Origin of the sequence: Arthrobacter sp. zg-Y1110 (genome assembly GCF_025244865.1) — a bacterium.
Lineage (GTDB): Bacteria > Actinomycetota > Actinomycetes > Actinomycetales > Micrococcaceae > Arthrobacter_B.
Map to the genome: position 1 here is coordinate 847,428 of NZ_CP104272.1, position 21,848 is coordinate 869,275.

24 protein-coding genes are annotated in these 21,848 nt (G+C 65.4%); 9 read left to right on the top strand and 15 right to left on the bottom strand.

All coding sequences use genetic code 11. From position 1 onward, the window contains the following. Positions 1–3: 3 nt before the first annotated feature. From N2K99_RS03965 to N2K99_RS03995, 7 genes are read right to left on the bottom strand one after another with little or no spacing between them, the layout of a single operon-like run. Positions 4–726: an AAA family ATPase gene (locus tag N2K99_RS03965; RefSeq protein WP_227923513.1), complete on the bottom strand. Its 723-nt coding sequence runs from the start codon at positions 724–726 to the stop codon at positions 4–6. Beyond that, on the bottom strand, positions 608–1,606 hold the full coding sequence (locus N2K99_RS03970; protein WP_227933964.1) for an urease accessory protein UreD: 999 nt from the start codon (positions 1,604–1,606) through the stop codon (positions 608–610). Before N2K99_RS03970 ends, N2K99_RS03965 begins: the two co-directional genes overlap by 119 nt. Next, positions 1,572–2,327: an urease accessory protein UreG gene (gene ureG, locus N2K99_RS03975; RefSeq protein ID WP_227933965.1), complete on the bottom strand. Its 756-nt coding sequence runs from the start codon at positions 2,325–2,327 to the stop codon at positions 1,572–1,574. The genes N2K99_RS03970 and ureG overlap by 35 nt, the downstream gene beginning before the upstream one ends. Further along, complete coding sequence (locus N2K99_RS03980; RefSeq protein ID WP_227933966.1) at positions 2,320–3,003, bottom strand: urease accessory protein UreF; 684 nt, start codon at positions 3,001–3,003, stop codon at positions 2,320–2,322. The genes ureG and N2K99_RS03980 overlap by 8 nt, the downstream gene beginning before the upstream one ends. A gap of 8 nt (positions 3,004–3,011) precedes the next feature. After that, positions 3,012–4,718, bottom strand: a complete 1,707-nt coding sequence (locus tag N2K99_RS03985; protein ID WP_227933967.1) for an urease subunit alpha — start codon at positions 4,716–4,718, stop codon at positions 3,012–3,014. Between the two features lie 2 nt (positions 4,719–4,720). Next, positions 4,721–5,038 (bottom strand): urease subunit beta, encoded by a 318-nt coding sequence (locus N2K99_RS03990; RefSeq protein ID WP_308036423.1) that lies wholly within the window; start codon positions 5,036–5,038, stop codon positions 4,721–4,723. Then, positions 5,035–5,337, bottom strand: a complete 303-nt coding sequence (locus tag N2K99_RS03995) for an urease subunit gamma (RefSeq protein WP_227923527.1) — start codon at positions 5,335–5,337, stop codon at positions 5,035–5,037. Before N2K99_RS03995 ends, N2K99_RS03990 begins: the two co-directional genes overlap by 4 nt. A gap of 96 nt (positions 5,338–5,433) precedes the next feature. Between N2K99_RS03995 and N2K99_RS04000 the strand changes: the two genes are divergently transcribed. Continuing rightward, positions 5,434–6,183: a sulfite exporter TauE/SafE family protein gene (locus tag N2K99_RS04000; RefSeq protein ID WP_227933968.1), complete on the top strand. Its 750-nt coding sequence runs from the start codon at positions 5,434–5,436 to the stop codon at positions 6,181–6,183. 9 nt (positions 6,184–6,192) lie between these two features. On the opposite strand, the gene N2K99_RS19050 is transcribed toward N2K99_RS04000, so the two are convergent. Then, complete coding sequence (locus N2K99_RS19050) at positions 6,193–6,825, bottom strand: hypothetical protein (protein WP_308036424.1); 633 nt, start codon at positions 6,823–6,825, stop codon at positions 6,193–6,195. Between the two features lie 197 nt (positions 6,826–7,022). Between N2K99_RS19050 and N2K99_RS04010 the strand changes: the two genes are divergently transcribed. Next, entirely contained in the window at positions 7,023–7,919 is an 897-nt protein-coding gene (locus N2K99_RS04010; RefSeq protein WP_227923532.1) for a phosphodiesterase, read from the top strand. Here N2K99_RS04010 and N2K99_RS04015 read toward each other — a convergent pair. Beyond that, the gene (locus tag N2K99_RS04015; protein WP_227923535.1) at positions 7,916–8,341 is read right to left on the bottom strand and encodes a pyridoxamine 5'-phosphate oxidase family protein; all 426 of its coding nucleotides are present in this window, start codon (positions 8,339–8,341) and stop codon (positions 7,916–7,918) included. The genes N2K99_RS04010 and N2K99_RS04015 overlap by 4 nt on opposite strands. A 140-nt stretch (positions 8,342–8,481) precedes the next feature. Here N2K99_RS04015 and N2K99_RS04020 point away from each other — a divergent pair, with 140 nt between their 5' ends. Continuing rightward, positions 8,482–10,155, top strand: coding sequence for a catalase (locus N2K99_RS04020; protein ID WP_227923537.1), 1,674 nt, complete (start codon positions 8,482–8,484; stop codon positions 10,153–10,155). Positions 10,156–10,222: 67 nt separating this feature from the next. Here N2K99_RS04020 and N2K99_RS04025 read toward each other — a convergent pair whose 3' ends face one another. Continuing rightward, complete coding sequence (locus tag N2K99_RS04025; RefSeq protein ID WP_374200059.1) at positions 10,223–11,716, bottom strand: stealth family protein; 1,494 nt, start codon at positions 11,714–11,716, stop codon at positions 10,223–10,225. A gap of 333 nt (positions 11,717–12,049) precedes the next feature. Here N2K99_RS04025 and N2K99_RS04030 point away from each other — a divergent pair, with 333 nt between their 5' ends. From N2K99_RS04030 to N2K99_RS04040, 3 genes are all read left to right on the top strand, one after another. Then, a complete protein-coding gene (locus tag N2K99_RS04030) occupies positions 12,050–12,697 on the top strand; it encodes a hypothetical protein (RefSeq protein WP_227923540.1) in 648 nt (215 codons plus the stop codon). 223 nt (positions 12,698–12,920) lie between these two features. Beyond that, entirely contained in the window at positions 12,921–13,553 is a 633-nt protein-coding gene (locus N2K99_RS04035; protein ID WP_227923543.1) for a DUF6318 family protein, read from the top strand. Positions 13,554–13,734: 181 nt separating this feature from the next. Beyond that, a complete protein-coding gene (locus N2K99_RS04040; RefSeq protein WP_227933969.1) occupies positions 13,735–14,460 on the top strand; it encodes a hypothetical protein in 726 nt (241 codons plus the stop codon). 588 nt (positions 14,461–15,048) lie between these two features. Here N2K99_RS04040 and N2K99_RS04045 read toward each other — a convergent pair. From N2K99_RS04045 to N2K99_RS04055, 3 genes are all read right to left on the bottom strand, one after another. Further along, a complete protein-coding gene (locus tag N2K99_RS04045) occupies positions 15,049–15,852 on the bottom strand; it encodes an MSMEG_6728 family protein (RefSeq protein ID WP_227933970.1) in 804 nt (267 codons plus the stop codon). A gap of 12 nt (positions 15,853–15,864) precedes the next feature. Then, positions 15,865–16,422: a GNAT family N-acetyltransferase gene (locus N2K99_RS04050; protein ID WP_227933971.1), complete on the bottom strand. Its 558-nt coding sequence runs from the start codon at positions 16,420–16,422 to the stop codon at positions 15,865–15,867. Between the two features lie 63 nt (positions 16,423–16,485). After that, entirely contained in the window at positions 16,486–17,121 is a 636-nt protein-coding gene (locus tag N2K99_RS04055) for a DUF1684 domain-containing protein (RefSeq protein WP_227933972.1), read from the bottom strand. Positions 17,122–17,143: 22 nt separating this feature from the next. Here N2K99_RS04055 and N2K99_RS04060 point away from each other — a divergent pair, with 22 nt between their 5' ends. Both N2K99_RS04060 and N2K99_RS04065 read left to right on the top strand, forming a co-directional pair. Then, a complete protein-coding gene (locus N2K99_RS04060) occupies positions 17,144–17,890 on the top strand; it encodes a sulfite exporter TauE/SafE family protein (protein WP_227933973.1) in 747 nt (248 codons plus the stop codon). A 116-nt stretch (positions 17,891–18,006) separates the two neighbouring features. Beyond that, complete coding sequence (locus N2K99_RS04065) at positions 18,007–19,257, top strand: DUF6350 family protein (RefSeq protein WP_227924191.1); 1,251 nt, start codon at positions 18,007–18,009, stop codon at positions 19,255–19,257. Here N2K99_RS04065 and N2K99_RS04070 read toward each other — a convergent pair. Beyond that, the gene (locus tag N2K99_RS04070; protein ID WP_227933974.1) at positions 19,254–19,685 is read right to left on the bottom strand and encodes a hypothetical protein; all 432 of its coding nucleotides are present in this window, start codon (positions 19,683–19,685) and stop codon (positions 19,254–19,256) included. The genes N2K99_RS04065 and N2K99_RS04070 overlap by 4 nt on opposite strands. 40 nt (positions 19,686–19,725) lie before the next feature. Between N2K99_RS04070 and purN the strand changes: the two genes are divergently transcribed. Continuing rightward, on the top strand, positions 19,726–20,304 hold the full coding sequence (purN, locus tag N2K99_RS04075; protein WP_227933975.1) for a phosphoribosylglycinamide formyltransferase: 579 nt from the start codon (positions 19,726–19,728) through the stop codon (positions 20,302–20,304). A 7-nt stretch (positions 20,305–20,311) separates the two neighbouring features. Here the strand turns inward: purN and N2K99_RS04080 are convergent, their stop codons facing one another. Continuing rightward, entirely contained in the window at positions 20,312–21,664 is a 1,353-nt protein-coding gene (locus N2K99_RS04080) for an MFS transporter (RefSeq protein ID WP_227933976.1), read from the bottom strand. Between the last annotated feature and the right edge of the window lie 184 nt (positions 21,665–21,848).

Sequence of the window (21,848 nt, forward strand, 5' to 3'; positions counted from 1 at the left end):
GCGCTACAGCCGGCGCAGGTAGCGTTCCGGACCGTTGAGGAAACTCTTCCAATTGGTCACCAAGTCGAGTTCGTCCCACTCACGCTCCCGGAATCCCCACGGACCCAGTTCGAGGATCCGGGCTCCCGGAAGCGAGGCGAGAAGCGGCGAGTGGGTGGAGAGCAGAACCTGCGACTTGCCGTCTGCAAGCTTCTCCTTAAGCACACCCAGCAGGGCCATGCACCCGGAGAAGGACAAAGCGGACTCGGGTTCGTCCAGCACCCACAGCCCCGGGCCGCGGAACCTGTCTTCCGCCAGGGCCAGGAAGGATTCCCCGTGCGAGAGCGAATGGAACTCCACATCCAGGTGGGATGTGGAGGGGTTCTGCTCCAGGTAGGTGAAGAAGCCGTGCATCGTCTCGGCACGCAGGAAGTAGCCCCGCTTCGTCCCGCCGGGATTACGCACCAGCTGCAGATGGCGGCTGAGCTCCGATTCGGTGCTGCGGGTGGTGTGGCGGGCGCCGGTGGAACCGCCTTCGGGGGAGAGGCCGAAAGCGAGAGCCACCGACTCGATCAGCGTGGACTTGCCGGACCCGTTTTCGCCCACAAAGACCGTGGCCTGGGCAAGGTCAAGGCCCTCCTTCAGCAGCTGGGCCACCGGCGGGAGGGTTGCTGGCCACTTCTGCCGGTCCAGAGGTTCCAAGGGGTGTTCCCGAACCTGGCGGATGGGGTATCGGTCCGTGAACATACGCAGATTCTGCCACGAACAGGCGTGCCGGATCAGGCCGGGGCTCACCCAGCAGCTGATCCTTCCACAACCGGTAGACGGGGTCGGTTTCCCGTGCGGCTTCATGCGCCGTACCCGAAAGCGCCCGGATCACGGCTCCCTCCGCCGCCAAATCCAGGCGCCGTGCGCTGCCGTCACCGGGCCTGGCGCCGCCGTTCGGATGCAGGGCCTGCGGCCGCCAACCGGCCGCCGTCGCACTGGACAGCACCTTGGCGGTGCCGAGGACGCCGACGGCGCGGTGCCGCGTTCCGCGCAGGTCAAGGTCTTCGTACAGGTAGTCCCCGTTCGGACCGGTCAGCCGGGCGATGCTCCGCAGCGGCCCGGCCTCCTCGCCGGAGCGGCCGAGGACCAGCGTTTCGCGGATCAACAAGCGGGCGCCGGGGCCCAGCTTCACACGGGTTTCACGGAGCACGTTGGACCCGGAGGCAGCCACAAAAGGCGCTCCCTCCCAGATCATCACCGCGCCCTCAGCCAGCACCGCCTCCAGCGTCCAGCGGGACTGCTTGCCCTCGGCGTCGTAAGCCACCATGCCGGCCGGCTCGACCACCTCCAAGGTGACGCCCGGACCCACAGACACTTCAATCCGGACATCGTCTCCGGCGAGCAGCATCATGTGGATGCCGATCAGTGCCACCCGCAGCTGCCGTGCACCGGAACCGCCGGAACCGCCGGCAACCGGACGGGGAGCCAGATAATGCCCCTGGTCCAGGAGCGCGAAGCGTGCGCCATCACCGGCGGCTTCCACCGCGATGCGGGTAGGCCGCTGCCCGGGGTGCGCGCCGGCCGGTACGGGAGCAGGCACCCGCTCAGTGCTGGTGGCGGACAGTGTCTTCCTCCCCATGCGTATGGACAAACCCGCCGTCCTCGTCCGCATGGAAATGCGGAGCCATGGGACCGGGATCCTGCGGCGTGTGCAGCCCTGACCGGTGCAGCGCCACCAACCCGCGGACCCAGGCGCAGAGTTCGTCCACGGTGTCCTGCTGTTTGCGGGAAAGGGCCAGCACCGGAGCGCCGTCCCGCGCCTCGACGGCGTCCGCCACCATCTGTTCCACGTCCACTTCCACGTACGGAGCCAGATCGATCTTGTTGATCACCAGCAGATCGGCACGGGCGATACCCGGCCCGCCCTTCCTCGCGACATCGCCGCCGCCGGCAACGTCCAGGACAAAGATCTGTGCGTCCACCAGGGCAGGGGAGAAGGTGGCAGTGAGGTTGTCGCCGCCGCTTTCGACCAGGACGAGGTCCAGCGGAGCGAAGTCCGCCTCCAGGTCCTCAACGGCAAGCAGGTTGGTGGTCACGTCATCGCGGATGGCCGTGTGCGGACAGGCACCGGTTTCCACTGCGCGGATGCGCTCCTCCGGAAGCACACCTGCGGAGCGGAGAAACCGGGCATCCTCATCCGTGTAGATGTCGTTGGTGATCACGCCGATCTGCAGCTCGCCGGCCATGGACCGGCAGATGGTGGCAATCAGCGAGCTCTTGCCGGTACCCACCGGACCGGCAACGCCCAGGCGCAGTGAACGGGTGGACGGGGCAGCAGCGGGGAACGAATTGTCAGGCAACGAACAGCCTCCTTGTTCTAGTGGTGTGGTCTTCGGCCCAGTGCTCCATCAACGGGGCACTGAGGGCGGGAATATCGTCTAAGCCGCCAATGAGCAGCGACTCCACGGCGACGGCGTCGATCTCTCCGGAAGCGTCCAGGATCCAGGCGGTGGCATCCATCGGATCGATGGGCAGCAGCTTCAGGGCAGCTGCCACCACAGACTGCGCATCGTCGTAGCAGCAGAGCCGGGCGAGCTGCAGCTCTCCGACGCCGAGCGCGGCAGCGGTCACGCCCAGGGCCACCGGGCGGGTGGGGCGCGGGACGGTCCGCTGCAGCTCGACGACGGCGTGAGAGTCCGGTTTCAGCTTCCCGGCCAGGCGCAGCATGCCCCGGCCCAGACGGCGCGAGGCCTCCCGCTGCGCAGCGGAGGGTGTCCGCGCGTCGAGGGCGGCTTCGATCCGGGCGAAGCTGATGTCCGCTACGCCGCGGGCGGACCTGTGCGCCAGCACCGCGGCGGCGTTTTCCACCCGGACCACTGTGCGCAGCCGGGCGAGCAGGTAGGGATACACGCCGTCCACCCCCAGGCCTGCCAGGACCGCAGGTTCCAGGCCCGCCGAATGTGAGTACGCCCCGGAAGGCAACCGCGAATCGGCCAGCAGGAAAGCGGCAACACCGGCGTCGGGAGCTGGCAGCATCGGTTCCACTAGAAAAGCGAGTAACGCTGGGTCAGGGGCAGCTCGGACGCGGGGGTCGGTTCAATGACCTGCCCGTCGATGCTGACCATGAATGTTTCCGGGTTCACCTGGATGTCCGGCAGCGCCGTGTTGTTCGGCAATGACGCCTTGGTGACGTCCCGGGTGGAGCGGATGGCGGTCAGTGTGCGGGTCAGCCCGAGGCGGTCCGCCAATCCGTCGTCGAGCGCGGTCGGCGCCACGAAGGAGGTGGACAGATGCGGAGCCGACGACGCCGTTCCCGCCAGCGCTTCCCGCATCCAGACGGGCTGGGGCGTGGGCAAGGTGGCATTGGGATCACCCATCTGGCCGGCCACAATGGCTCCGCCCTTGATCACCAGCGTGGGACGGATGCCGAAGAACGCCGGATCCCACAGCACCAGGTCTGCCATTTTGCCGACCTCGACGGATCCGACCTCGTGGTCGATGCCGTGCGCCACCGCCGGGCAGATGGTGTATTTGGCAATGTAGCGGCGCACCCGCTCATTGTCGGCCGGAAGCTGTGACTGCGTGGCGCCCATGTACTCCTTCATAACGTGCGCCACCTGCCAGGTGCGGGTGATCGTTTCGCCGATGCGTCCCATGGCCTGGGCGTCGGAAGAGGTAATGGACATGGCGCCGAGGTCCTGGAGGACGTCCTCGGCCATCATGGTGTTGGCCCGGATCCGGGACTCGGCAAATGCCAGGTCCTCGGGGATCCGGGGGTTCAGGTGATGGCAGACCATCAGCATGTCCAGATGCTCCGCCACGGTGTTGACCGTGAAGGGGAGGGTCGGGTTGGTCGACGCCGGCAGTACGTTCGCGGCGGCAGCCACCGTGATGATGTCGGGGGCGTGCCCACCGCCGGCACCCTCGGCGTGGAACACATGGATGCCGCGCCCGTTGATCGCCCCCAGCGTGTTCTGGACATAGCCGGCCTCGTTGAGCGAATCCGCGTGCAACGCCACCTGGACGCCCCACCGGTCCGCGGCGGTCAGTGCGGCGTCGATGGCGGCCGGCGTCGAACCCCAGTCCTCGTGGACCTTGTAGCCCGCGGCTCCGGCAAGGGCCTGCTCTTCCAGCGCGGCCTGGCTCACCGTGTTGCCCTTGCCGTAAAGCAGGAAGTTCAGCGGCAGGTGGTCCAGTGCCCGGTGCATCACCTGCAGGTTCCACGCGCCCGGGGTCACTGTCGTCGCCTTGGACCCTTCGGCCGGTCCGGTGCCGCCGCCGCCCACGGTCGTGATGCCGGAGGCAAGCGCCTCCCGCAGGGCGTCGGTCCCCAGCAGATGGACGTGGGTGTCGACGCCGCCGGCTGTGAGGATCCGGCGCTCGCCGGAAATGATCTCGGTCCCGGGGCCGATGACCAGCGCCGGATCGATTCCGTCCATGATGTCCGGGTTGCCCGACTTCCCGATGCCCGTGATCCGGCCGTTCCGGACCCCGACGTCGGCCCGCACAATGCCCCAGTGGTCCACGATGACGACGTTGGTGATCACCAGGTCCGGAGCGCCCTCATCGGAGGTCCGGGTGGACTGGGCCATGGACTCGCGGATGTTCTTGCCGCCGCCGAAGACGGATTCATCCCCGCCGAAGGTGTAATCCTGTTCCGGGCTGATCCAGAGATCCGTATCGCCCAGCCGGATCGAGTCGCCCGTGGTGGGGCCATACAGATGGGCGTATTCGTGCCTGCTGATCCGCATGTTCAGGCCCCTTCCTGCGCGGTACCCCGTAGTTGAAGGCCGGGAACCGTGCCGGTGCCCGCCAACCGGACGAGGACGACCTCGCGGGAGGCGCCGGGTTCGAAGCGGACGGCCGTACCTGCCGGGGCTCCCAGCCGGAAGCCGACGGCGGCATCCCGGTCGAAGCGCAGCGCCGGATTCACGTCCGCGAAATGGAAGTGGGAGCCGATCTGGACCGGACGGTCGCCGTCGTTGGTCACCACCAGGCTGCGGGTGTCACGTCCGGCATTGATCTCCACGTCCCCCTGAGCGGTACGGATCTCGCCCGGCACCAGGCTCATGAGATCGGGTCCGTAATGGTGACCAGCTTGCGGCCGTCAGGAAACGTGGCTTCAATCTGCAGATCCGGAATCATTTCCGGCACCCCTTCCATCACGTCGTCGCGGCGCAGGACCGAGCGTCCCTCGCTCATCAGGTCGGCAACCAGCCCGCCCTCGCGTGCCCGTTCCATCACCCAGCAGGAAAGCAGGGCCACGGCCTCGGGGTAGTTGAGCCGGATGCCGCGTTCGCGGCGGTCCCGTGCCACCATGCCGGCAACACTGAGCAGCAGCTTGTCCTTATCAGCGGGAGTGAGGAACATGCGCCGATTCTGTCACCGGGTTGTTTCCGTGGTGTTGCGTAATTTGCGTAAACAGAGAAATTGGGCGCCTGCAGTTTTCCGCCATAGACTTCGGCAGTGAATTCCGGACTGCTGCTGGCCATCTTGGTCGCCGTTTTTGTTGGGGGAATCGCGCAGCGGGTTGCCGGGATTGGCTTCGGACTGCTGCTGGCGCCGTTCTTCATTGTTGCTCTCGGCCCGTACCAGGGTGTCGTGGTAACCAATGTGTGCGGCATGCTCGCCGCCGGTCTGGTGATCCGGCACGTGTGGCAGCGCATCGACTGGAAAATGTACGCCTCGCTGGCCGTCCCGGCGGCGCTCGGCGTCGTGCTGGGAACGTATGCGGCGTCGGTCCTTCCGGTGGGACCGCTGGAAATCGGAGTCGGCATTTTTATGCTCGCGGCCCTGACTTCATCCCTGGTGCTGAACCGGACCGAGATGGTGCTGCGCGGCGGTTCGCCAAAAGCTGCCGCAGGACTCTTAGCCGGGATCAGCAACTCCATGGCCGGAGCCGGGGTTCCAGCGGTGAGCGCCTACGCGGTACTGGCCCGCTGGCCGCAGGCCTCCTTCATGGCAACCATGCAGCCCTTCCTTGCCACGCTGAGCATCGTGACCCTGGCGGCGCACGCCGTGGTGGACCCGGGGGAGTGGCCGCAGCTCGCCTGGTGGATCTGGGCACTGCTCGGCGTCCTCACCGTGGCCGGGCTTCGAGCCGGAAGCCGGCTGGCTCCGCACGTTCCCGAGTCCACGGCGCGCCGCATCGTCGTCGTCCTGGCCTATCTGGGAGCCGTGTCCGCCCTCGTCAAGGGGATCATCGACCTGCAGTAGTCGCAGAGCCTATTTGCTGCCGTGCTTCCCGGCACGGTCCTTGGCTGCCTTGGCAACCTTCACGGCTGCAGCCGCCTTGGCGACCTTGGCGACCTTCGCGGCCTTCGCATGCTTGTCCGCTTTGGCGGCCTTCGCAGTCTTGGCGGCTTTGGCAGCACCCTTGGCGGCGCCCTTGGTGCCGACCGCTGCTGCGGTACCCATCACCGGCGTCGGAACCGTGACGACCTTGACCTTGGTCTTCGGCCGCTTGCGGTCCAGGACCAGTGCGGCTGCAATCCCGGCCATCCAGGTGTCCTTCGCCAGCCCGAGGCCGTCGGGGGTGGGGCGGATGCCGTCTGCCTCGGTCATCCCCGGCGTCATGAGGTACATCCGCACCATGCCGCCCGAGAAGCAGCCGAGCATGAGTCCGGCCAGACGGCTGGGGACGAACGGGATCAGCAGGGACAGCCCGACGCAGATCTCGGCCGTGCTGATCAGCTTGCCGAATTTTGCCGGTTCAATGTCCTGTACCTGGGGAAAGGCATTGGCGGCCATCTGCTGCAGGTAAGCCGCGTTTTCGGCATCCATGTTGCGCTTGTTGAGGCCGGAGTTGAGGATGTAGGCGCCGGTGGTCAGGCGCAGGGGAATATGGCTGAGTTTCATGGGGGTCCCTTCACGGACGATGCAACTCCGAGCCTACGACCGCCGCGGTGCCTGCGCCAGAGTAGACGCTGGAACGAACGGTGGCGAAGAGCCGGGCAAAAATGTCCGAAACGCGGGGGAACAGGTTACTCACCGGTCGCCATCTCTGCTTTCATAAAGGGGTACGCCGCAGCAGCTGTCGACACAAGAAGGTTCCGATGGAATACCTCCCGGGTGAGCATCCTCGCCCGCGTCATTTCCTCCTCCATCTCAGCGACACCCACCTGCTCGGGGGTGACAACTGCCTGTATGGCGCAGTGGACAGCCATGCCAAACTCCGTGCGCTTTTCGCCCGCCTCGAAGACAGCGGACAACGGCCCGAAGCCATTGTTTTCACCGGCGACCTGGCGGACCGCGGTGAAGCCGGTGCCTACGCCAAGCTCCGGGAGATCGTTCTCCCTGCCGCTGAGCGGATGGGTGCCCGGGTGATCTGGGCGATGGGCAACCACGACAACAGGGCGGCTTTCCGCCAGGTCCTGCTGGACGAAGCCCCGGAAATGTCACCCGTGGACCAGGTGCACCACCTCGGCGGGCTGCGGATCATCACCCTGGACACCACCGTCCCGGACCACCACCACGGGGAGCTCAGCGACGGCCAGCTTGCCTGGCTGCGCCGGGAACTGCAGACGGCCGCTCCGGAGGGAACCATCCTCGCCATGCACCATCCGCCGGTCCCCAGCGTGCAGGACCTCGCCGTCCTGGTCGAACTGCGGCAGCAGCACCGGCTTGCAGCCGTCTTGGCGGGCAGTGACGTGCGGGCCATCATTGCCGGGCACCTGCACTATTCGACGTTCGGGACCTTCGCCGGAATCCCCGTGTCCGTGGCCTCAGCCACTTGTTACACGCAGGACCTCACGACGCCGGGCACCCGAGGCCAGGACGCGGGCCAGGGCTACAACATGATCCACCTCTACGAGGATTCGGTGGTGCACTCCGTGGTGCCCTTGGCGGAAAGCCGCACCGTGGGGGAGCAGGTTGGGCCGGAGGAAACCGCTGCCCGCCTGGCGGAGGCAGGCATCCGGCTACCAGGGGCGCTCACACTGACATCGGCCTAGTCCCGGGACGGATCCGGACCCAGGTTGAAGAACCGTCCGGTGACGGTTTCGGGCACAATTTCCACGTAGCGGTACTTCTCCGTCCGAACCCAGGGCTGCAGGGGAAGGCTGTCCGCGGCTTCGATCTCGGCGCCCGTCTCCAGGAAGCGGGTTGTCCCCTTGACGACGACGGACCAGGCCTGGTCGCTGTGGACGCCGTCGGCTTCGAACGCGACGTACGTGTTGACCGCCATTTCCGCCAGCTTCGTGCCCGGCGCGGTGCGAAGGAGGAGCACGCCGTCGTGGGCCAGATAGTTGATGGGATAGATGCTGGGCCGGTTCGCGACACTGACCGCCAGGCGGCCGTGGTGCGTGTGTTCCAGGTACTTCCAGCTCTGTTCATCAGACAGTTCAACGACCGGGGGACGCTCTTCATTAGTCATGCACACAGTGTGCCAACGGCACCTCCTGACCGCCACTATCAGGTTGCTTATGAACTTGACTCTCTCCCTACCCTTGCAAGAGAGTGGACTAGGTAGTATTGCCCGCCAGCAATAAACCTCACCACCGAGGAGCACACGTTATGACAGACGCAGGACAGCAGCATTCCACTACCGGCCAGAACGACGCCGGAGACCCGAAGACCCTGACCACACGCCAGGGACACCCGGTCTACGACAACCAGAACACCCGGACTGTGGGAGCTCGTGGCCCGGCCACGCTTGAGAACTACCAGCTCCTCGAGAAGATCAGCCACTTCGACCGTGAACGGATCCCCGAGCGCGTAGTCCACGCCCGCGGTTTCGTGGCGTACGGCGAGTTCGAGGCTTCCGGCAAGTGGGGCGACGAGCCCATTGCCAAGTACACCCGCGCCAAGCTTTTCTCCGAACCCGGCAAGAAGACCGATGTTGCCATCCGGTTCTCTTCCGTGATCGGCGGACGTGACTCTTCCGAGGCCGCCCGCGACCCCCGCGGCTTCGCCGTCAAGTTCTACACCGAAGACGGCAACTGGGACATGGTCGGCAACAACCTGGGTGTCTTCTTCATCCGCGATGCCATCAAGTTCCCGGACGTGATCCACTCCCTGAAGCCGGACCCCGTCACCTTCCGCCAGGAGCCGGCCCGCATCTTCGACTTCATGTCGCAGACTCCCGAAGCCATGCACATGCTGGTCAACCTCTTCAGCCCGCGCGGCATCCCCGCGGACTACCGCCACATGCAGGGCTTCGGCGTGAACACCTACCGCTGGGTCAACGCCGCCGGTGAATCCAAGCTGGTCAAGTACCACTGGCTCCCGCAGCAGGGCGTGAAGTCCCTGACCGAGGAAGATGCCGCGAACATTCAGGCCAACGATCTGGGCCACGCCTCGAAGGACCTCTACGAGGCCATCGAACGCGGTGACTACCCCAAGTGGGACCTGTACGTTCAGCTCATGGATGACCACGATCATCCGGAACTGGACTTCGATCCGCTGGACGACACCAAGACCTGGCCGGAGCAGGAGTTTGAGCCCAAGTACGTGGGCACCATGACCCTGAACCGCAACATCACGGACCACCACAACGAAAACGAGCAGATCGCTTTCGGTACCGGTGTCCTGGTGGACGGGCTGGACTTCTCCGACGACAAGATGCTCGTTGGCCGTACGTTCAGCTACTCCGATACGCAGCGCTACCGGGTAGGCCCGAACTACCTGCAGCTTCCGGTGAACTCCGCGAAGAACGCACGCGTCGCCACCAACCAGCGCGGCGGCCAGATGTCCTTCGGCACCGACCTCGCGCCGGGCCAGAACCCGCACGTGAACTACGAGCCGAACATCACCGGCGGCCTGCAGGAAGCAGCCAAGCCGGAACAGGCCGAGGTTGGTCCCGAGCTTGAAGGCCGCCTGACCCGCGCCCGCCTGCCCCGCACGAACGACTACATGCAGGCCGGCCAGCGCTACCAGCTGATGGAGCAGTGGGAGAAGGACGACTTGGTCGCCAACTTCATTGCCAACGTCGGCCAGGCTGTCCGCCCGGTGCAGGAGCGCATGCTCTGGCACTTCTACATGAGCGACGACGAGCTGGGTGCACGCGTCGGCGAGGGCCTGGGCATCAGCCTGGACGAGATCAAGGATCTCGGCCCGCTGGCCACCCAGACGCTCAACGAGGAAGAAACCGAGCGCATGAAGAACCTGGGGCACAACGGTCCCCGGAACGTCGAAGGCCTCACCATGACCCACTGCGTGCCCAATGAGCACGTGGTAGTTACCCGGTAACCAGCTTTCACACAACGACGGCGCGGGCGCACTTTTGGTGCGTTCCGCGCCGTCGTTGTTTAATCCCCTACTTTTCCCAGGGTGCCCGGACCGGGAAGTACTTTTCCAAAAACTCCGTCACCCGTTCGGCCCGTTCCGCCGCTGGGACTTCCGGGAAGCTTCCGTCATTGAGGCAGAACATGTCCTTGTGGCGTTTTGCCAGCAACCGGTCCAGCATCTTCAAACCGGCGTAGCTGGTGGTGTCCACGTACTTCACCTTTGCCGTTTCCTGGGTGACCGCCCGGCCTGTGAGCAGCGCGTAGTAGTGGTAAAGCGAATTGGTCACGGAGATGTTGTCCTTGGCCCGGAAGGTACTCGCGGCCGTGGCGGCGAACTCCTCGGGGAACTCCTCCTCCATTTCCAGCAGGACACTGCGGCGCAGGGGAGCTGCCGTGTGTTCCAGATGGCGGGTGGTGACCCGGCCGAAGCGCTCCCAGAGCAGCCGACGGTTCACCCTCGCAGCATTCTCGAAGCCGCTTCGCTCGGAATCATTGGCACCCAGGCCAATCCGGGTGCTGGCTTCGATGAACTTAGTAATCCCGCCCGGGGAGAAGAACATGTCCGGGGCAACCGGACGGCCAAAGAACATGTCGTCATTGGAGTACAGGAAGTGCTCCGCCAGTCCCGGGATGTGCTGCAGCTGGGCCTCGACCGCCTGGGAGTTGTGCGTGGGCAGCACGGAGGGGTCCTTGAAGTGCTCGGAAGCCGGCACGAAGGTGACGGACGGGTGCTCGGCCAGCCAGTGGGGCCGCGGCGAGTCAGAGGCAATGAAGATGCGGCGGATCCAGGGGGCGAACATGTGCACCGAACGGAGGGCGTACTTCAATTCGTTGATCTGCCGGAACCGGGCCTCATGGTCATCGCCTTCGCCCACAACGGCGTTGCTCATCCGGGCGGCGCGGGCGGCCTGGAACTCGGGGGAACTGCCGTCCACCCAGGAGAACACCAAGTCGATGTCGAACCGGATGTCCGTGGCGTGGTCCGCGAACATGTTCTCGATGGTCGGCCACAGGAGTCCGTGCTTTTCCACGGTGCCGCGGACCACCTCGGCCGCCGGCAGGGTTCTGCGGGTCAGGGAGTTCTCCACGGGCAGGGTGATGTTCTCGCCCTCCAGATCCCATAGTTCAATCTGCACCCCGGCAGAGCCTGAAATCAGCAGGTTGGTCCCGGTGAACGCCCGGGGACGGTACACGCGGATGATCCGGGCCTTATCGATGGAGGAGAGGTCGCCGTCTGCGATCAGCAGGGTCCGGCTCTTTTTGGTATCGACGGTCCGGGCGTAGAACGGCTCGTCGCGGCAGGCCTCGACCATCGCCTTCCGCAGCTGCTGGCGCATCCGGAGGTCGACGGCGATGACCGGACGCTGGTCGTTTCCGCGCACCAGAAGGTACTCCACGCCGGCGTCGTCGAGCACCCGGCGCACGAAGAGCAGGTCCTCCACCATGGCCTCGTGCGGTGTGAGCCCGGTGTCCATGAGGGCCAGGCGGCCCTTGACCAAGGCGACATTGGATTTTTGCTCCACTCGCTGGAGCACCGCGGGGGAAGCGGCAAGCAGCGTTTCCGGTTCGAGATCCGGTTCCGGCGCTCCGAAGTAGACATCGTGTTCGGCGGCTGTATCGGTAATAGGAACCTCCTAGGGCGGGTGGGGGCGCCCACAATGCAGGCGCTGATGAGTGCTGCGCTGCACGGGAACTGCTGCCGGGCGTCCGGCGGGTCCTTCAAGATGCGCCGGGGATGCTCCGAACGCTATGTGCTCAACTGCGGGCCGCCAGTAGCATTGTCTTCGGACACGGACATTCCGGGAGTAGATGTGGGATACCGTAACACCGCCCGAGGCAGCACCGCCCGTAAAGCCATGGCTCGTAACATAACCGCCCGCAACACTGGCCTGCTGGCAGCAGCTTTGCTCCTCACCAGTATCTCATCCTGTGCTGCACCGGCGCAGGAGGGACCGACGTCGTCCGCGCCACAATGGTCCACCTACACGACGGCGGATAGCAGCCTCCGCTTCGAGCACCCGCCCGGCTGGGACATCCGGGAGCTTCCGGCACGCGCCAATGATCCGGCGGGCGGCGTGTCCCTGGAAGTGCTCGACGACGGCGGCCGCGTTCTTGCCCGGCTGGACACCGGCATCATCACGGACCTGAGCTGCACCGAATCCGCCGAACCGGCGTCCTACGTGGAGTATGAGAGCGTGCCGATGCCGGAGCTGGAGTCGAAACAGGGGTCCGACCAACGTTTTGTCTACCGTTCCCTGGCACCGTCCGGGTCGCAGACCGTTCAGGCGTCCTATGCGGTGGTGAGCGGACAACAGCAGAGTCCGGAGTGCGGGCTGTTCGATTTCTTCACGCTGACCGAGTCCAGCGGCGGGCGGTTCGCGGGGGAGTACGCGGGTTCCGGGGCATCGCAGGAGGAATACCTTGAAGGCGTTTCCAAGTACCGGGAAACACAGGAATACCGGGACCTTCGAGAGATGCTGACCTCACTGCGCAACACGGATTAGGACTGGGTGGACAGCTGCGGGACCACGTTCAGTCGTGCCTCCCAAATGCCTCATTTAGAAGCCAGCTGTTTTCTGTGAGCCACTCTGGTGCCCTGTGGATAAGTCGCTAGGCTCGGCAGCGGCCTGATTACTATGGCCGAACCGACTGCTTGATCCTTTGTCTCGCGGCCCACCCAGCCTTGGGGGTTTTCGAATGCATAAAGTTCTCCGCCGTTCCGTCCGAGTGAGGCTTGCGACCGTCGCTGTTGCAGTCCCGTTGCTGTTCCTGATTGCGTGCTCGGGTGCGTCGGGGGATCCCGGCGATTCCGGTGCAGGGGAGTCGCCTTCAAGCCCGGCTTCCACGGCTTCGGAAACGCCGACGCCGACGCCCACTCCCAGTGCCAAGTACAAGCCTGCGTCTGCTGAGGGCCCTGCGGAGAATGTCCCTTTGCCGGTGATGCCGGAGGAGGCGAAGGTTCAGTCGAAGGAAGGGCTCGAGGCCTTTGCCCGGTATTGGTACGAGGCAGCGAATTACGGGTACGAGACCGGCGACGTGGGGCCGGTCCAGGCGATTAGCAGTCCGGACTGCACAACGTGCCTGAACTACTACGAGGTAGTCGACAACGGTTTCCGGGAGAACGACTGGATAGCCAACGCGAATATCGACGTCCGGGACGCGTACTCCGACTACGTGCTCACCCCCGAGGGGCGCTATCAGGCCTTAGCACAATTCACACAGGACGCAATGGAGTACTACGGTCCCGAAGGATTGCAAGGGAATGAAGAGGCCGACGTGGCACCGTCCGTGCAGCTCTTCGAAGCAACATGGAACGGGGACAAATGGGTTGCGATGAATATCGTGACGATAAAGGGGTGAGAAGAAGATGTCGCCATGGATCTCCCGAACGTTGTCTGTTACCGCCATTACAGGGTTTCTGTTGATGATGCTTTCCGATCACGCAATCGGAGTCGGGGGAGGCAACGGAAAAATTGAAGGTAGTGGGACTGTTGTCGGTTCCGTATTCCGGCAGGATCCTAGCTCAGGAATGTGGACCCAGATGCCTGTGGGTATCCCTGATGATCCTGAGGGCTATCGTTTTGAGCCGGTCTGTTTTGATGACCTTGCCGGCGATGTCTCCTGCCTGGCAGCGAACCAGGCCGCGTGCACCGCTGGGGAAGACGGTCGGCTTGTCTATTGGTTCTCAGGATTGAAGGCAACGGACCCGAGTACTTGGGAAAAGGTCAGCGAGACCCCGTCCTGCATCTACTCCGAAGAGCCGGTCGACGTCGGCGAGCAGATCCAGGCACAGATCCTCACCGCTTTCCAGGAACGCCCGATAGCTTCCGGGAAACTGGTCCTTCAGCCCAGTCCGCACACCTTGGTAGGGATGGAAACCAATGTCTACGTCGAGGCCGCGGAACAGGTCTTTGAAATGGTGCTGCTGGACCAGACGGTCCGGATTGTTGCGACCCCCACTGAGTTCGAGCTGAACTACGGGGACGGCACGGTGTACGGGCCCACCAGTGTCCCGGGGGCGCCGTTGGCCCAGGACCGGTGGGGCGAGCAGACCCAGACCAGCCACAAATACGATGCCAGCGGCGACTACCAAGTGGGTGCGACGGTGCATTTCTCCGGAACCTATTCCGTGAACGGCGGGCCGATGATTCCCATCGACGGCCGGGCCGCGGTGTCCTCCGAATCCCAGACCCTGAGCGTCTGGCGGGCGGAAACCCGCAGCGTGGCCGACAACTGCCTGGTGAACCCCAACGGCGTCGGATGCTAGCCCGGCACACACAGCGTGGTATGAGCCTGCGAGCTACGGGTTCAAGCAGGCGAAGCCGGGCTCGTGGAGCGACAAGCAGCCCGGAGTGTGACAGCGATCAGACGGTACCGGCCGGGCAGAGCGGTGCGGCACATAGTCGGGCTCTTCCTGCCTCTCCATGTCGAGCAGTCTGCCCCGGAGGGCCGCGAATCGCGTGAGTTCCGGGCGCCGGGCCCGGAAATCCTTCGATTTGTCGGAATCCCTACGGTTTGTGACAATCCCTGCGCCGCGCAGCGCGGGGATCCGGCCAAGGTGCGGGGATTCGGACAAACCGCAGGGTGGATCCGGACAAGGTGCGGGGATTCGGACAAACCGCAGGGGGGCTCCGGACAAGGTGGGGGGATTCGGACAAACCGCAGCGGGGATTCGGACAAACCGCAGGGGGCTCCGGACAAGGTGGGGGGATTCGGACAAACCGCAGGGGGATCCGGACAAGGTGCGGGGATGCGGACAAACCGCAGCGGGGATCCGGACAAGGATGGCGAAGTGGAAGTCGTCACCACCGCGACCATGAGGTACGTGCATGGTGGACCCAACACATGACAGCTGCTAGACCGATTCCGGCCGCGGCACCGCAAAAAGTGTCCGGGGATCCTGCAACACTGCGGGATAGCTGAACGCCGACCGCGGAATGCTCCCGGAAAGCTTCACTTGCCGCACCGCCGTATCGTTCGTGAGCTCGACGGGCCCGGCACGGCCCAGAAGCAGCCGGGTCCGTTCAGCAGGAGAAAGAACAGCCACCTGGTCGCCGTCGTCCATGTCCTCCAGCAACCGAACCAGCTGCCGGCCCTTCTTGCCGGTGATCGGAGTGCCCTTGGCGGAAAGCATCGGCAGGACGATGGCGGCAGCATCGCCGTCGGGCACTGCACGCACCACCCACAGCGCTTCGCCGGGAGCAGGGTCAACAGGATCCGGAACATCGGCAGGGGAGGGCCATACATAGGGCAAACCGGCATCGGTGTCCGGAAACAGCGGCCCGTAGACGTCCGGAGACTTCTCGATGAGGTTGGAGCGATGGCTTCGGTGCAGCTCCTCGTCGCCTATCCAGGCGGGAAGGTCGACGTCGGCCTCCGAAGCTTCCGCAGCCTCCGGAGCGAACTCCAGGATCTGTTCCCGGACGGTATCGGCATGGCCGCGGGCAATCCACTCATCCGTCATCGCCAGCCCGTAGGCGGTGAGCGCGGGCACGAAGCCCTTCCACATCAGCAGGGCGGGGTGGCGCTGCCAGCCGTAATCGGGAACCACCAACCCGCGCAATAACTGCAGGGTTTCCACCCGCTGCTTGCCAAGCCGCGCCTGGTCCAGGACGGCGGCGCTGCGGGCGAAGCCCGGATACGGAAGGAAGGTCTGCACGGGCCTAGTCTGTCACTGCCCGCCGGTGCCGAACTGCCGGACCATGATCAGGTCACGGAAAGTATGGGTTCCCACCTGGAAGGACCGACGCCCGAAGGTCTGGAACCCGGATTTGCGGTAAAAGGACTGGGCCCGCACATTACGGTTGTTCACGCCCAGCCACATGGACCGGGCACCCGCCGACTCAGCCGCTCGGGCAGCAGCTTCGACCAGCTGCCCGGCAAGACCGCTTCCGTGCATAGCCGGATCCAGGTAGAACTTGCTCAGCTCGGCCGAGGGCAGCACCGCCCGCCCCGACTCCAGGGCCTCCACGACCTCCGGATCGGACGGCGGCGCCAGCACCAGCAGGCAATAACCGGTTAGCCGGCCCTCCGTCCGGGAGACCAGCACACGGTAGGTCTCGTCCGTGAGATAACCGGCGAAGCGCTCCGCGGAAAGATTCGCCGCGATAAACGCCGCGCTGTCCTCCGGGGTTACCTCAGGCGGGCAGGCCAGCGGAAAGGTGACGGCAGCCAGGTCGGCAAGCCCGGGAACATCTTCAAGCGTTGCGGATGAAATGGAAGCTTGCACCCTTCCAGCATAGGCACGAGGAACGCCGGACCGGCCCGCCCCGTAACCTGGCAGGATCCTGGATCAGTACCGCGCGTAGAGCTCGCCCACCTGCAGCGCGGTATCCACGGTGTTGTCCGGACCCGGAAGCGGGCAAGCCCATGCCTCGTCATACGCGCAGGAGGGGTTGTAAAGGAAGTTGAAATCCAGGATCAGGCTGCCGGGAAGATCGCCCGATCCGAGGTTCGCACCCTTGATCGTGTCCAGCAGGTACCGTCCCCCTCCGTAGCTGCCGCCGTCGACGCCGGACGTCGCATCGCGCACGGGAATGAAGATCCCGCCGCCGTAGGAGTCCAGATGCCAGACCGCCAGGCTGCCTACGCCGTCGGCGGTGACCGTGCCGAGCCGGGTGAACGGCACCACGCCGTCCGTCCCCGTAGCGACCTCCATCTTCTCGCCGGCGCCGGCGTCGTCAATTACCGCCTCGAACCGGAACGCCGGATCGTAGCGGGCCGTCCGCAGCCCGCGGAAGCGGCGGCGTGTGTCTTCGGGAAGGGGCGACGCCGGGTGGGTGCCGAAGAGCCGGTCCCGTCCGGTGGCCCACAAGGCATGGGAGTGCGACGCCGACATGCCGTCGGCGGCTCGCCTCGCCTGCTCGTAAAGGGCGAACATGTTACGACGCCAATCGGCGGTGTCAAGGGCTGTGACGGGAGATACCATGCGTCCAGCGTAGTGTGTTCGAGTGACTACCGGACTCCTCATAGTGGTGCTCGTCGCCATCTTCATCGGCGCGATCGCCCAGCGGATCGCCGGCCTGGGCTTTGCGCTCCTGATTTCCCCCTTCCTGGTGATCATCCTCGGCTCCCACGGGGGAGTGCTGATGGTGAACATCTGCGGACTGGTCTCTTCGCTGCTGATCATGTCCCGCGTCTGGCGGGACGTGGACTGGTCCATGTACCGCTGGTTGGCCGTCCCCGCGGTGATTGCCAGCGTGCCGGCATCAGCGGCCGCGGTTTACCTTCCCGCCGCACCGCTGGCCGTGACGGTGGGCGCCGTCGTCCTCGTGGCGCTGAGCATCTCACTGCTCCTGCAACGCACCTCCGTGGTGCTGACCGGCAACGTCCCGAAAGCCGTGGCCGGTTTCGCTTCCGGGATCACGAACGCGATGGCCGGCGTCGGCGGTCCCGCCGTAAGCGTGTACGCGTTGCTGGCCCGTTGGCCGCAACGTCCGTTCGCAGCCACGCTGCAGCCGTTCTTCGTCACCACGGCCATGGTCACCCTGACGTCCAAGCTACTGCTGGATCCGGGACAGATACCGCCGTTCCAGCCCTGGGCGTGGGCCTTGATCGGGCTCATGATTGTGGGCGGGATCTACGTCGGCGAGAAACTGCAGCGCTACATCCGCGATGACCAGGCTCGGCTGGCCGTGATCGTCATTGCGTTCATCGGTGCGGCAGCGGCACTGGTCAAGGGCCTGGTCGACCTCTAGGGCACCGCCGGAGTTACCCGACTCACGCCGGCGCCTCAACGGGCTGTGCAGGGCCGGATGGCACGATAGAAACGATGAAAATTTTATTGCGGCCGAAGAAGCCGGGTGTGCCGCCCATGCCACTCTGGTTGCAGGGGACCTTCGAACTGGGCCAGGCCGCGGTGCTTTCCGCCCTGCTGGTCCTCCTGCCGCTCATCGGCGTGTGGTTTGCCAACGGGTTTACGGATCGGGACTTCACCTCCCTGGCCCGCCTGGGCGGCCAGGCCTGGCTGCTGATCCACGGCGTGCCGATGTCGCTGAGCTTCCCCGCCGGTGAACTGGGAGAGGCGCCCGCCTCCGGGCTGCTCTCCTTCTTTCCGCTGGGACTGACCCTGATTCCGTTCTTCCTGTCCTGGCGGGCCGGCCGACGGCTTGCCCGGGCCTCCTATACGGACCAGCTTTGGCAAGCACTGCTGGGCGCACTGGGCACCTATGCGCTGATCGGTGCCGCGGCGGCGTACTTCTGCAGTACCGAGGGCGTGCGGATTTCGGTAACTGCCGGCGCACTGGTGCCGCTGATCGCCGCAGGTGCCGGGCTCATTGTGGGTGCCCGCATGGAGGCCGGTTCCTGGGTGCGGTTGATCGGCATGGACCTGACCGATTGGATTGCGCGCACCAGCCAGCATTCCCGCTGGGCGGGTTCATACATGTGGGCCGCGCTGCGCGCCGGCGCGGTAGGCACGCTCGCTGCGCTGGGGCTGTCCGCCGTGCTGCTCGTGGTGGCCCTGGCAATGAACTGGGCCGAGATCGCGTCCGTCTACGAACGGCTCGACGCCGGTGCGCTGGGCGGGGCGGTGCTCACCGTGGTGGAACTGGGGCTGATGCCGAACTTCGTGGTCTGGACGCTGGGCTGGGCGTCGGGCGCAGGCTTCTCGCTCGGAACTGGAAGCATGATCAGTCCGCTGGAAACCACCGTCGGTCCGCTGCCGGCACTGCCGGTGCTGGCGGCCCTGCCCGTGGGAAACATGGAATACGGCTACGCGGCACTGCTGATCCCGGTGACGGCCGGGATCCTGGCGGGCTGGTGGTTCCTCCGGGAAGGCGAAAACCACTTCGACGAGTGGCTTTCCATCAAGATCCGCGCCCGCTGGTTCACCGCACCCGTTTCCACGCTTGTACTCGGGGTGATTGTCGGTCTGGTGTCCGGAGTCCTGGCCGCCGGCGCTGCCTGGCTGGCCCTCGGCTCCCTCGGCATCGGACGCTTCGTCAGCCTCGGACCGGATCCGTTGTGCCTGGGGCTGTGGGTGGCCGCGGAAGTAGGGATCGGCGTCGTCATTGGTTACGCAGTAGGGCCGTGGCTCGAGCGTGAACCCAAGCCGGACGCCTAGCGGATCTGCTGGAACGGCAGGTATTCCGCCTCGCAGGCTTCCACGCCATCGAGGGTGAGGGCGGAGCGCATGCAGGATTCGTAGGTTACGGTCTCATCCCAAAGCAAGGCCATTCCGGCCAGCCCCAAAGTAGTGAGGGCCGTGATGACCAGGCCCAGCGACACCAGTACCGGGATCAGCGGCCCCATCCGGCGCCTCGCCAGCTTGACCACGGCGATGATCCCCACCACCAGTGCGGCGATCCCCAGCGCAAGCGGGATCAGCTTCCACGGCAGCACCAGGTTGCTGCTCAGCAGTGTGGCGAACATCAGGAGCCAGAACACTCGCACATACTGAATCGCGTTGCGCTTTTGCTCGTCTGAAGGCGCGGGATGGCGGCTGTCGGGCGCGGGCAGGGTCTTGGTCTGGTGCTGGGTGCCGTCGGTCATGGGTTTAAGCGTAGGGGACGCCGCGTCCTATGGTGGACGCATGCGCATCGTAGTCCTCGTGTCCGGCACCGGATCCAACCTCCAAGCGGTGCTGGACGCCGTCCGTGACGGCAGGCTTGACGTGGAGATTACCGCCGTCGGCTCCGACAGGCCCGGAACCTACGGGGTCCAGCGCGCCGCCGACGCCGGCTACCCGACCTTCGTGGTCCCCTTCCGGGACTTCCCGGTGCGGGCGGACTGGAACCGGGCACTCACGGAGAAGGTTGCCTCCTATAAGCCGGATCTGGTCCTCTCCTCCGGATTCATGCGGATTGTGGACGAGCATTTCATCGACACCTTCGAGGGACGCTACCTCAACACCCACCCGGCGTTGCTGCCGTCCTTCCCCGGGGCGCACGGGGTCCGTGACGCACTTGCCTATGGTGTGAAGGTCACCGGCTGCACGGTTCACCTGGCCGACGCCGGTGTCGACACCGGGCCGATCCTCGCCCAGGCCGCCGTCGAAGTGCTCGACGGCGACACTGAGGAAACGCTGCACGAACGCATCAAGGTGCAGGAACGGCGGCTGCTGATTGAAACGCTGGATCGGATCAGCCGCGAAGGCCTGCCGGCGCTGTAACCACCGGCTAGTCCAGGGCCGCACCCTTTGTCTCGGGTGCGAACCGGGCCATCCACAGTACGGCCATGAGGACCAGGACACCGGCCAGGGCGAAGGACATCGGTAGTCCCAGGTAGGGCCAGAGCACCGACACGAAGATCAGCGGGCCGAACCCGGCGCCGATCCGGGAAACGGTGGATGCCCAGCCGAAACCGCTGCCGCGCAGATTGGTGGGGTAGAGCTCCGACACGTAGGCGTAGAGCACGGGGATGGCTACCTGCACCACAAACCCGTACACCAGCAGCAAGACCGTGGCGGCAGCGGGGACGTCCACCACCAGGGCGACCACCACCAGGATGGCAGCCGAAAGCGGACCGGTGATCGCCAGGATCCATTTCCGGCCGACCTTTTCCACGAGCAGCGCCGCCACGATGACGCCCAACAGGCCGACGGCGGCCATCCCCGAGGTGGTCAGGAACGCGCGGTGTTCGGCGAACCCGGCATCCACGAGGATTTTCGGCATCCACTGCAGGGCCAGGTAATAGACCAGAAGGATGGTCAGGAACAGGGACCAGGCGGCAATGGTGGTCTTGGCGCTGAACCGCCAGAGATCCGTGAGCTGGGTGCCGACGGTGCGCAGGGACAGCTTCTCGGGGGCCTGCGGTTCGGGCAGGTGCCATTCGGTCTGCGTCCCGCCGGTGCGGCGGACCAGATCATCGATGACCGCGGAAGCTTCCTCCGTGCGGCCCATCCGGACCAGATAAAGCGGAGACTCCGGAACCGAGCGCCGCACCCAGAAGACCAGGAATGCGGGGATCACCATGATCAGCATGGTGTAGCGCCAATCCGCGAAAGTGGCCATGATGGCCGCTGAGGTGACACCGCACAGCGCTGCGCCGACGGGCCACCAGCCGTCCATACCGGTCAGCACCCTTCCCCGCTGTTTCTTCGGAGTGAACTCACCCACCAGGGCATAGTCCACCGGAACGCAGCCGCCCAGCCCGAAACCGGCCATGAAACGGAAGATGCAGAACCAGACAATGTCCGGGGAGAAGGCTCCCAGCACCGTAAAGATCGAGAACACCAGCAGCGTGGCGGAAAATGCCCGCTTCCGGCCGATCGCGTCGGCAATGGAACCCCAGACGAAGGCACCGATCGCCATGCCGAGCAGGTTGGCTGTTCCAATCCAGGCGGCCTGAGCCGGGACCAGGTCCCATTCCTTGGAGAGCAGGGGAATCAGGACGCCGTTCAGCGTTACATCCCAGGCATCGAACATAAAGCCGAGGCCGCCGATGAGGAAGATTTTGCCCTGAACCTTCCACCGCCAGGGCAGGTTCTGGACCACCTGGTCTCCGGTGGGCAGGGCGTTGGTGACGGACATGTGGTTCGGGGCCTTTCGGAGGGGAGGTGCGCGGGTTCGGGGAGAACACTACCGCGGCGGAGCCACTACATGTGGATAAAACCGAAGGGACTCGCGCGGGAAGGGAGCATATGGCTATGGCTGGATCACAGGCAGCGAGTCCCCGGGGTCTGCCCGGGCCCGTGTTCTCTGTGGCGGAAGCCAG

Coding starts and splice junctions, on each gene's coding strand:
- N2K99_RS03970 (WP_227933964.1), bottom strand. CDS start 1,606: ATGGGGAGGAAGACACTGTCCGCCACCAGCACTGAGCGGGTGCCTGCT.
- N2K99_RS03995 (WP_227923527.1), bottom strand. CDS start 5,337: ATGTTCCTCACTCCCGCTGATAAGGACAAGCTGCTGCTCAGTGTTGCC.
- N2K99_RS04055 (WP_227933972.1), bottom strand. CDS start 17,121: ATGGTATCTCCCGTCACAGCCCTTGACACCGCCGATTGGCGTCGTAAC.
- N2K99_RS04010 (WP_227923532.1), top strand. CDS start 7,023: ATGGAATACCTCCCGGGTGAGCATCCTCGCCCGCGTCATTTCCTCCTC.
- N2K99_RS04070 (WP_227933974.1), bottom strand. CDS start 19,685: ATGACCGACGGCACCCAGCACCAGACCAAGACCCTGCCCGCGCCCGAC.
- N2K99_RS19050 (WP_308036424.1), bottom strand. CDS start 6,825: ATGAAACTCAGCCATATTCCCCTGCGCCTGACCACCGGCGCCTACATC.
- N2K99_RS03980 (WP_227933966.1), bottom strand. CDS start 3,003: ATGCTGCCAGCTCCCGACGCCGGTGTTGCCGCTTTCCTGCTGGCCGAT.
- N2K99_RS04015 (WP_227923535.1), bottom strand. CDS start 8,341: ATGACTAATGAAGAGCGTCCCCCGGTCGTTGAACTGTCTGATGAACAG.
- purN (WP_227933975.1), top strand. CDS start 19,726: ATGCGCATCGTAGTCCTCGTGTCCGGCACCGGATCCAACCTCCAAGCG.
- N2K99_RS04030 (WP_227923540.1), top strand. CDS start 12,050: ATGGCTCGTAACATAACCGCCCGCAACACTGGCCTGCTGGCAGCAGCT.
- N2K99_RS04040 (WP_227933969.1), top strand. CDS start 13,735: ATGCCTGTGGGTATCCCTGATGATCCTGAGGGCTATCGTTTTGAGCCG.
- N2K99_RS04065 (WP_227924191.1), top strand. CDS start 18,007: ATGCCACTCTGGTTGCAGGGGACCTTCGAACTGGGCCAGGCCGCGGTG.
- N2K99_RS03965 (WP_227923513.1), bottom strand. CDS start 726: ATGTTCACGGACCGATACCCCATCCGCCAGGTTCGGGAACACCCCTTG.
- N2K99_RS04080 (WP_227933976.1), bottom strand. CDS start 21,664: ATGTCCGTCACCAACGCCCTGCCCACCGGAGACCAGGTGGTCCAGAAC.
- N2K99_RS03990 (WP_308036423.1), bottom strand. CDS start 5,038: ATGAGCCTGGTGCCGGGCGAGATCCGTACCGCTCAGGGGGACGTGGAG.
- N2K99_RS03985 (WP_227933967.1), bottom strand. CDS start 4,718: ATGCGGATCAGCAGGCACGAATACGCCCATCTGTATGGCCCCACCACG.
- N2K99_RS04020 (WP_227923537.1), top strand. CDS start 8,482: ATGACAGACGCAGGACAGCAGCATTCCACTACCGGCCAGAACGACGCC.